10 protein-coding genes and 1 pseudogene are annotated in these 9,381 nt (G+C 45.1%); 2 read left to right on the forward strand and 9 right to left on the reverse strand.

Annotation, left to right across the window (positions count from 1 at the left end):
* Nucleotides 1-217, forward strand: a 217-nt coding sequence (locus H525_RS26510; RefSeq protein WP_155837319.1) for a zinc ribbon domain-containing protein, incomplete at its 5' end; no start/stop codon positions are given.
* Nucleotides 218-330: 113 nt separating this feature from the next.
* Here H525_RS26510 and H525_RS28695 read toward each other — a convergent pair.
* From H525_RS28695 to H525_RS0114770, 8 genes and pseudogenes are all read right to left on the reverse strand, one after another.
* Nucleotides 331-789: pseudogene (locus H525_RS28695) on the reverse strand (acetate kinase); the annotation flags it as partial.
* 332 nt (nt 790-1,121) lie between these two features.
* Nucleotides 1,122-1,931 (reverse strand): urease accessory protein UreD, encoded by an 810-nt coding sequence (locus tag H525_RS0114735; protein WP_027416825.1) that lies wholly within the window; start codon nt 1,929-1,931, stop codon nt 1,122-1,124.
* A gap of 2 nt (nt 1,932-1,933) precedes the next feature.
* Nucleotides 1,934-2,617, reverse strand: a complete 684-nt coding sequence (ureG, locus tag H525_RS0114740; protein ID WP_027416826.1) for an urease accessory protein UreG — start codon at nt 2,615-2,617, stop codon at nt 1,934-1,936.
* A 21-nt stretch (nt 2,618-2,638) separates the two neighbouring features.
* On the reverse strand, nt 2,639-3,349 hold the full coding sequence (locus tag H525_RS24250) for an urease accessory protein UreF (RefSeq protein WP_051331065.1): 711 nt from the start codon (nt 3,347-3,349) through the stop codon (nt 2,639-2,641).
* Nucleotides 3,350-3,467: 118 nt separating this feature from the next.
* The gene (ureC, locus tag H525_RS0114750; protein ID WP_081413430.1) at nt 3,468-5,537 is read right to left on the reverse strand and encodes an urease subunit alpha; all 2,070 of its coding nucleotides are present in this window, start codon (nt 5,535-5,537) and stop codon (nt 3,468-3,470) included.
* Nucleotides 5,534-5,869 carry an urease subunit gamma gene (locus H525_RS24255; protein WP_035101411.1) on the reverse strand — a complete coding sequence of 112 codons (336 nt, stop codon included), beginning with the start codon at nt 5,867-5,869 and terminating at the stop codon, nt 5,534-5,536. Before H525_RS24255 ends, ureC begins: the two co-directional genes overlap by 4 nt.
* Before the next feature lie 200 nt (nt 5,870-6,069).
* A complete protein-coding gene (gloA2, locus tag H525_RS0114760; RefSeq protein WP_027416828.1) occupies nt 6,070-6,459 on the reverse strand; it encodes an SMU1112c/YaeR family gloxylase I-like metalloprotein in 390 nt (129 codons plus the stop codon).
* A 299-nt stretch (nt 6,460-6,758) separates the two neighbouring features.
* The gene (locus H525_RS0114770) at nt 6,759-8,045 is read right to left on the reverse strand and encodes a bifunctional DedA family/phosphatase PAP2 family protein (protein WP_027416829.1); all 1,287 of its coding nucleotides are present in this window, start codon (nt 8,043-8,045) and stop codon (nt 6,759-6,761) included.
* A 31-nt stretch (nt 8,046-8,076) separates the two neighbouring features.
* On the opposite strand from H525_RS0114770, the gene H525_RS25705 reads away from it, so the two are divergent.
* Nucleotides 8,077-8,460, forward strand: coding sequence for an alkaline phosphatase family protein (locus tag H525_RS25705; protein ID WP_081413431.1), 384 nt, complete (start codon nt 8,077-8,079; stop codon nt 8,458-8,460).
* A gap of 106 nt (nt 8,461-8,566) precedes the next feature.
* Here the strand turns inward: H525_RS25705 and H525_RS24265 are convergent, their stop codons facing one another.
* A complete protein-coding gene (locus H525_RS24265) occupies nt 8,567-9,280 on the reverse strand; it encodes a hypothetical protein (RefSeq protein ID WP_155837321.1) in 714 nt (237 codons plus the stop codon).
* Nucleotides 9,281-9,381 lie beyond the last annotated feature (101 nt).

Raw genomic sequence — 9,381 nt, forward strand, 5'->3', positions numbered from 1 at the left:
TGAATACAAAGCAAAGTGGTATGGACGTACTGTCGTTGCCGTAGGTAAAACCTTTGCTTCCTCTCAGCTCTGTTCGTGTTGTGGATACCAAAACAAAGAGGTTAAAGATCTTAACTTGCGACAATGGAAGTGTCCTTCTTGTCATAGTGAATGGGACAGGGATGTAAACGCAAGTTTGAATATTCTTGCCGAAGGCAAAAGACTACTATCTGCATAATCGCAGTAACCGCAGGAACTGCGGGGATAGCTTGGTGGTACATCATGTACTAATTCTGCCCAGTAGAGCGGACTACCCAAGAATCTCGTGGCTTTAGCCATGAGAGGTTCAATCCCGTCTTCTGCGGCTTTCTCAATATCCCGCAAATCATTGGAAAAGCCTGAAACACCGAATAAACCGCTCCGTTTATTAAAAATTCCCATCAATTCATCGAGTGTTTTTCCAAGATGGCAGCTAATTAGCCGAAGCTCTTCAATCGGGCGATGCAACATCTGTGCCGCATGTCGTGCAACATATTGATGAGAGATTCCATGAAACCCGTATTTACGAACGGCATATTTTGTATAGAATTCATAGGGTAAACTGTAGAGATATGTTTTTTCCGGCATGGTCTGATGAAAAGCTGTATCAAATACAACAACGGCTGGCACATCCGGCAATCGCTTACGGAACGCTTTAATACCTATAAGGTTAGCTGGGTTATGCAGCGGCGCTAACTGTATACACTCTTCCAATTGATAAATCACTTCATCCGTAACCAAAACCGATTCTATAAACTTCTCCCCGCCGTAAGAAAAACTCGCGGGCGTTGCCGCTCGTCCTTTTTCTGCAGGGAAGCGAAACGGCCGCTTAGTGACCGGAAGGTCGGACCGACAAAACATCCGGGTACCTCAATGATGGACAATTGTCGGTCTGATCGACCTTCCGGCCACACGCTCCACATCGAAAAAGCAACGTTCGGCACACTCCCGCGAGTTTTTCTCAGGTGACCCATGAAGGAAAGTATATGTTGCTTTAACACTGTAAAGCAACATATACTTTCTTTAACGGTAAAGAAAACCTGGAAGAAAAAATTTCTCCCAGGATTTTCTGCTTCCGTGCAGCATCTGCCAGATGCCGGTAATTATTTTCTTACAGATAGTGCCCCTTTCTGAAAAAGGAACCTGCGGGCAATTGCCCAGCATGACTCGATCGCCTGCCGCAGTTGTTCTGCCGAATGGCCGAACATCTTGATCACAAGACCATTCCGGGCTAGCATACTAACTCCTGAATAGATAGAGCCATCCATCGCCGACAGTTCCTTCCTCATCAGTTCAATATGTTTTTCTCCTATCCGTTCTGACAGTACCCACAATGTTCCTATGTGTGTATAGAAACCGACAACCCATTCCAGTGAAGTAGATGTACCCGGTTCAAGAGAAAAGGCATCGTAGGCTGCCAACTTATTATCCCAGAAAATAGACACACGGTTCATTATCCTTTCATACATAAAACATTCCCCCCGCCCACTGCGGCCAGGGGTAAGAATATCGGCAATAATCGCCTGTCCACCCTTATCCAGATGAACTTCCATATCAGATCGAAAGCAGGCTCCGCTGTACGGTACAACAGGTTCTGGAAAATATTCTAAATTGGCGCCTTCGTTCACATAAAAACGAATCGATTGATAACTTTCTGCCGGAATAACAGATGGATGCAGTTTACAGGAAGACTGGTTAGTAAGAAAGAGACTCGCTCCCTTCTCCACCGTACATTCCAGTTCCTGAACATCTCCATTAAACAATCCGGGAGAAGAATCCATCAGATAAAGCAGCAGTTCCCCATCGGGTCCGGCAAACGGCTTTGCTATCTTTAAAGGGGATCGATGGTAAGAGTCAATGAGGAGACTCCGGCCGCCTACGGAAGCTACTCTCCCTCTCCAAACCCCATTCATCTTCACTGTCTTATCAACGGCCCGGCCCCCTCATATTTTTGCGAAATCCAGTCCGCAATTTCCGGTACGCCAAGTTCTTGAAAAAGGTTGGTAAATACAAAAGGTTTACTGCCTCTCATTCGGGTAGAGTCCGCTTCCATTACCTGCAAGTTTACGTTGACGTAGGGAGCCAAATCGATTTTATTAATAACCAGCAGATCAGAACGTAAAATTCCCGGTCCGCCTTTGCGCGGAATTTTTTCTCCCTGGGCCACATCAATAATATAGATAAATACATCGACAAGTTCCGGACTGAATGCAGCGGCTAAATTATCTCCGCCGCTTTCAATAAAGATGATGTTAAGGTCGGAAAACTTATCCTGCAGCTCCTCTACCGCCTCGAAGTTCATGGAAGCATCTTCCCGAATGGCCGTATGGGGGCATCCTCCCGTCTCCACTCCGATAATTCTTTCTTGCGGTAAGACACCGGTTCGAGCCAGTATTTCCGCATCTTCCTTCGTGTAAATGTCATTGGTGATGACGGCCACACTGTATTTATCTTGCAGTACTTTACATAGCTTTTCTACAAGCGCTGTCTTGCCGGATCCAACAGGTCCACCAATTCCAATTCTCATAGGGCGTCCCCCGGCAAAAGTTTGTTGAGTCCAATCGTCATGATGATGATGATGTCCCTGTCCCTGACACATAAATCGTTCCCCCTTTTGTTATTAAGACATAAACAGCCTGGAATACAACGTTTCATGACGCATGGCGGCAATTTCCTGTCTAATTGTTCGAACCGATAGTAAATCGGGGCTTGGTGGATGCTCAAGGAGCAAATCAGCCTGTCGTTCAAGCATGGGAAGAAGTGAGCGCAAAACTTTTTGTCCCTCCGTCTGCCCGACTGCCATTGCCCGCATAGCATTTTGTACGATCATGTTAGCTGAAGAATATAAATAGCTAAGTACCGTTGATTGAGGTGTCTCATGCAAATACGCACAGATCCAACCATGAACAATACTTGGATTGCCATAGCAGACTCCGGAACGGATCCAGTTTGAATAGCTGCTCAAACCCGAAGCGGGATAAAGCTTTTCTACTGTATGAAGATAACGTCTGCCGATTTTGATGCCGGCTTCCCTTGCCTCACGCGCAAGCCTGCCGAGGGTAAGAAGTTGATCAAGTGCGGTAAGTTTTTGTTCTGCCTCTCCCGCTTCACCCCCTTCATTTATCAAACCATCTGCATATTGGTAGGCCCAGTACACACCTGCGCCGTCTACCGGAGCTACGCTTCCTGTTATATAAGCTTCGATCCATTTAGCCAATCCGTCCCCATTGACAACATCTCCTTCCTGGAGAGCCGTTTCTAAGCCGAAGGAATGTGAGAAGGCTCCTGTCGGAAAAGAAGAATCTATTAATTGGAGAAGAGATAAATTCATCGTTCCTCCTTTACATGTAAAGAAAACGTAAGCTAAGCCAAAGGCGCCGGCGATAGCCTTCGTTGCACTTATGCTGTAAGAAAATTATGCTTTCTTATACGCTAAAGGAAACTTTAAACTAGAAAAGAAAATAGCGTTGAGCCATCGGCACTACCTCTGATGGTTCGCATGTTACTTGTTTCCCGTCCACTTTCACCTCATACGTCTCCGGGTTCACCTCAATGGTTGGAAGAGCATCGTTATGAATCATATCCTTTTTGCCGATGTCCCTGCAGTTTTTTACCGGAACAACATTCTTACGCAAACCAAGCTTCGCCTGGATGCCGCTCTCATATGCCGCGCCTGAAACAAACGTAAGCGAACATTTTTGAAGGGCACGACCATAAGAGGCAAACATCATACGACCAAACACAGGCTGCGGGGTGGGAATGGAGGCATTCGGATCGCCCATTGCTGCATGCGCAATCATCCCTCCCTTTATAACAAGCTCTGGCTTCACACCGAAAAACGCTGGTTTCCAGAGAACCAAATCCGCCCATTTCCCTGCTTCAATCGATCCCACATACTCGGAAATCCCGTGGGCAATTGCCGGATTGATCGTATACTTTGCCAAATATCGCTTAATTCGGGTATTGTCGTTATCCCCCTGTTCCTCCGGGAGCGCCCCCCGTTGGCCTTTCATTTTGTCGGCCGTCTGCCACGTTCGGAGAATAACCTCGCCCACCCGGCCCATCGCCTGGGAATCAGAACTGATAATGCTAAGGGCGCCCAGATCATGAAGAATATCTTCAGCCGCTATCGTTTCCGGACGAATTCGGGAATCGGCAAACGCCACATCTTCCGGAATTCTACTGTCCAGATGATGGCACACCATCAGCATATCTAAATGCTCTTCAATCGTATTCACGGTAAACGGCCGGGTCGGATTGGTGGAAGAGGGGATGACGTTTGACTCCCCTGCCAGGCGGATAATATCAGGAGCATGGCCTCCTCCCGCGCCTTCCGTATGGTATGTATGGATGGTTCGGCCTCCAATGGCTTTAATCGTATCTTCAACAAACCCGGCCTCATTTAGCGTATCGGTATGAATGGCCACCTGAATGTCAAACCGGTCCGCAACGCTCAGGCAGGTATCAATCGCAGCAGGGGTCGTTCCCCAATCTTCATGCAGTTTTAGGCCGATAACACCGGCCTTGACCTGTTCTTCAAGCACAGACGGTTCCGAAGCGTTTCCTTTTCCAAGAAAACCAATATTAACCGGGAAGGCCTCTGCCGCCTCCAACATCCTGTGAATATTCCATTCACCAGGCGTACAAGTGGTTGCGTTTGTTCCGGTTGCCGGTCCGGTCCCTCCTCCAATCATTGTCGTAATACCGGATGAAAGTGCCGTTTCCACTTGCTGCGGACAAATAAAATGGATATGTGAATCGATGCCGCCGGGTGTCACGATCAATCCTTCGCCAGCTATCACCTCTGTAGAAGCCCCTACTACAAGATTGGGAGTGACGTTTTGCATGGTATCCGGGTTTCCGGCTTTGCCGATTCCTACGATACGCCCATCCTTTATCCCAATATCCGCCTTGACAATCCCCCAGTGGTCCACAATCGTGGCGTTGGTAATGACGGCATCTACTACTCCTTCATCCCGCCGGGCACGTGAAGATTGCCCCATTCCATCGCGGAGCACTTTGCCGCCGCCAAATTTGCATTCATCTCCGTATACGGTAAAATCCTTTTCAATCTCAATGAAAAGCCGGGTATCAGCAAGCCGAATTTTATCGCCTACAGTTGGGCCATACATCGCAGCATAAGACGTCCGGCTAATGACTCCACCTGACTGAACAGGCAGACCGTCTGTTTCATTGCCCGTTTCATTCTTCAGGTTGACAGAACCGTTTACCTTCCCATTATGGCCAAATACCATTTTGTTTCCAGAAAATTCAACTAGAGTGATGGATTTTTCTTCACCGGGCTCGAAACGGACGGCCGTACCGGCAGGAATATGCAGACGCATCCCTTTAGCCTTTTCCCGTTCGAAATCCAGTTCCCGGTTTACCTCATAAAAATGATAATGGGAGCCAACTTGTACCGGTCGATCTCCACGGTTAACAACGACTAAATCTATCGTCTTCCGTTTTGCATTGAACAGAAGGGGTTCGGATTTCAATACATATTCGCCGGGTTTCATTCTGCCGTTTCCCCCTCCGGATTTAATGCAGGACCAATAGGTTGATGAATGGTGACTAATTTTGTACCATCGGGAAACGTTGCTTCCACCTGCACTTCCTCGATCATGGAGGAGACGCCTTCCATCACATTATCTTCGGTCAAAATCTTCTTTCCCCATTGCATAAGCTGGGAAACCGGCATTCCATCTCTGGCCCCCTCCATAATTTCATATGTCAAAATGGCTATCGCCTCCGGATAATTTAGTTTTAGTCCTCTTTTTTGCCGTCGGCGTGCCAGGTCCGCTGCTACAACAATGTACAGTTTTTCTTTCTCGCGGTCAGTTAAGTGCATAGCACCCTCCCAACAATTAGAATTTTCCAACCTTTATCTACATTGTAATGTATCGAGTCATATTTTCAATTTTTATGTTAGATTTTCTGACATAGTTAATTTTTCTGACATACTAATCCGCTGGCTCTAGAAATATAAAAAGCAAGGAATTACATCCCTAAACCACCAAGCAGGAACGAATCGACGGTATAACCATTCATTTACTTTTCGTATAATTCTAACGGCAATCCGTCAGGATCACTAAAAAATGTGAACTTCTTTCCGGTAAGGGAATCTACGCGAATGGGTTCAACCGTAATATTTTTTAACTGTAATTCCTCTACTGCCTGTTCAATGTTATCCACTTCAAAAGCCAAGTGCCGAAGCCCTCTTGCTTCCGGATAATTCAGCCTTTCCGGAGGGTTTGGAAAAGAAAATAATTCGATTTGATTATTTTCCCCAACCTGGAGATCCAGTTTATAAGAGCTCCTTTCCTCCCTGAACGTCTCATTTATAATCTTCAAGCCAAGAATGTTAACATAAAAATTTTTTGACTTCTCGTAATCCAAACATATTAAAGCAACATGATGAATTTTATTTAATTCCAACATTTCATCCGATCCTTCCTGTAAATGCCTTTGGCGTACGCCGATTCTCAAACTTATAAGAAACAAAAGCAATCATTTTGCTTTTAAAAATTGAGCAGAAGTCCAGTTATCGTAGCCTTTTCCAAGCGCAGCATTTGTTGAATTTCAACTTGTGCCAACTTGTTAATCAGAAATCCGGGACTTTTATGTAAATTCATAATTTGTTTCTCCTACAGAGCTCAATTTAAACCAACAGTTCCTTTTTTCTTTGCTTCATCGATGATTCTCATAAACATTTCCCTGCTTTAAAATAAGTAAGACACCTACAATTTATATATCAAACGATTTATTTCCAACAATACAATATTCAAACTTAACCAGACTCCGCCAAAAACGTAACCCGCCACTACATCGCTGGGATACTCAAACGTAAAATACAGCCGGCTGAGCCCAACCGACAATACCACCAGAAAAAAAATAATGCCAACTGCTATTGTCCTCACGTGACTTTCGCTGTGACGAATCAGCAGAAATGCTGAATATCCGTACACGACAAAAACCATCAGTGCATACTCACTCGGGAATGTATACGGCGTATGTCCATGGACCAATTGGATAACAGGCGGCAATCGGTGAAAAACACGCCTCAGCCCTTCCTCAAACAGTTCTCCACCTAAAAAAACCAAAAAAAGGAACAAAACTTCAATTTTCCGGTCCTGTCCCTTTCGAATAATTCCCAGGAACGTAAGAATAGCAAAAGTAATCAGCACCTTTAGAGATGCAAGGTAGCTGAACCACCGCATCAAGAGGGCCCAACTTTCATCGAAAATCAAGGTCATGAGCGTCATTACAACCTGGTCAAACAGATCAAATTCATGGGCAAGGTAATCCTGAATTAACCCAATCATTAAAACGAAAAAAATCACACCGATTATGACAGTTGCGGTAACGAGAAACCTTACACGACCCAGAGAATGGAACGTATTCAATAGTCTTACAAGCATGTTGAACACGGCTTCTTTAATCTGCAGCTTGTATTGTTTGTAGATTAAATAGAGAGCAACGACAACACCGGCAATAATAGCGGCAATCAGTAAATATCTTGTCATGAGGCCATGGAAATGCTCCCACTGCGGCCCAAGAATTTTACCAAGGGAGATAAACGTGGATACCCAAATAACGGCCCCTGTATAAGCGTACAATGCAAATGTTCGAAAAGGTAAACGGTTAATGCCCGAAAAATACCCTGTAAAATGCCTTACGCCTGGAATAAAATAAGCAATGACTAAAAGCTTATTACCATACCGGCTGAACCATCCCGAAACTTTTTCTAATCGTTCGGGACCGAAGTGAATATAATGGCCGTATTTATGAAAAAAGGGGGTTCCTAATCTAAACCCAATCAAATAAGACAGAGTTATCCCCACTGAACTTCCAATTCCCGCAAAAACAATACTAGTCAACCAGTTCAGTTTTCCCTGAAAAACAAGAAAACCCGCATATCCCATAATAACCTCTCCGGGGAGAGGCAGGGCAAGAAGTTCTAACATCAGTCCAAGGATCAAAACTCCATATCCATAGTGGTTAAACCAGTCAACTACATGCTGCACAGCGTTCCTCCTTTAAAGCTGTATTTTATAAATAAAAGAGCATCCGAGTCAGCCCAATTATCCGGATTTATTTTCAGGTTCCAACCAGGGGGTTACCAATGATGCCCTCCCTCCCCATACTTTTTCAACCGACAACCTGGGGAGTGAATTGATTAAGAAGAAGTTAACGTTCGGCGGGTATTCAGAAAATTTACCATCTGTCGGATATACTGGTGCGAAATATGCAAGCAGCTTGTTCTCGTGGGATAGAGGATACGCGCGAAAACATAATCCCTGGGTCAATTTTAATAACCTTCCTGCCGTTGTTAACATGCCTTTATCAAGTTTCCCAAAAGATTACGCTGCATTGCCGACGGTTTCTTTTGTCATTCCTAATTTGCAGCACGACATGCATGACGGTTCTATAAATGGTTAGAAAAACAGCCTGGTTACGTCAACCAGGCTGTTTGCATGCCCATCAGATTCGATACGCATTTTAACCTTTCGGATGAATGGCGTTAGTTGGTAAATGAGCGTCTAAACTAATCATTTAAATGAAAAGGCACTGTCGCGATAACAACATCTTTCTGCGCAAGAAGGATCGAGCGAATACGAAATGCCGATTGATTGTGCAGAAGGCGCTGCCACCATTTTCGGGGAACAAACTGCGGGAGCAAGACCATAATTGTCGTCTCCTTTTGTTTGTTAAACCGGGCATCAATTCTTTCAATAAACTCGACAAGCGGCCTTACGATTAAACGATAACGAGAGACAAATGTCACAAGTCTAACACCGGGGTTCCATTGTTCCCATTTCTCTTCCATTCTATCGGCATCTTCTTCACTGCTCGCCACATAAAAAGCAACAACATTAGGACTGAGTGTCTTCGCATAGGCAATGGAGGAAGCTACGACCCGGTGAATCCCTGCTATCGGTACGATAATTAACGAGCCTTTTTCGGGTAAAGGTTCAGATAAATCGACCCGGAGCTGCCCTGCTACTCTTTCATAGTGCCTGTAAATCTTCGTGATCACCCACATCAAAACGGGAATTAATGCAACAACAATCCAGGCGCCTTCCAAAAATTTGGTAAAACAAAAAATAACTAACACTCCAAAAGATACAAGGGAGCCCAACCCGTTAATGGCTGCCCGCCGCTGCCATCCTCTGGTCTTTTCCCTATACCATTTCCGGACCAAACCACCCTGAGCCAATGTGAAAGATAAAAATACTCCAATCGCATAGAGCGGAATCAAAGCGTCTGTTTTCCCTTTAAAAATAATCAGAGCTAATTGCGATGTCCTGCAAGCCGGACAGGACAAGGGCTGAAAGATACAGGAGAAAAATTTTTACCCCC

This window comes from Aneurinibacillus terranovensis DSM 18919, from assembly GCF_000430625.1.
Taxonomy (GTDB): Bacteria; Bacillota; Bacilli; order Aneurinibacillales; family Aneurinibacillaceae; genus Aneurinibacillus_B; species Aneurinibacillus_B terranovensis.

Coding starts and splice junctions, on each gene's coding strand:
- H525_RS0114735 (WP_027416825.1), bottom strand. CDS start 1,931: ATGAATGGGGTTTGGAGAGGGAGAGTAGCTTCCGTAGGCGGCCGGAGT.
- ureG (WP_027416826.1), bottom strand. CDS start 2,617: ATGTGTCAGGGACAGGGACATCATCATCATCATGACGATTGGACTCAA.
- H525_RS24250 (WP_051331065.1), bottom strand. CDS start 3,349: ATGAATTTATCTCTTCTCCAATTAATAGATTCTTCTTTTCCGACAGGA.
- ureC (WP_081413430.1), bottom strand. CDS start 5,537: ATGAAACCCGGCGAATATGTATTGAAATCCGAACCCCTTCTGTTCAAT.
- H525_RS24255 (WP_035101411.1), bottom strand. CDS start 5,869: ATGCACTTAACTGACCGCGAGAAAGAAAAACTGTACATTGTTGTAGCA.
- gloA2 (WP_027416828.1), bottom strand. CDS start 6,459: ATGTTGGAATTAAATAAAATTCATCATGTTGCTTTAATATGTTTGGAT.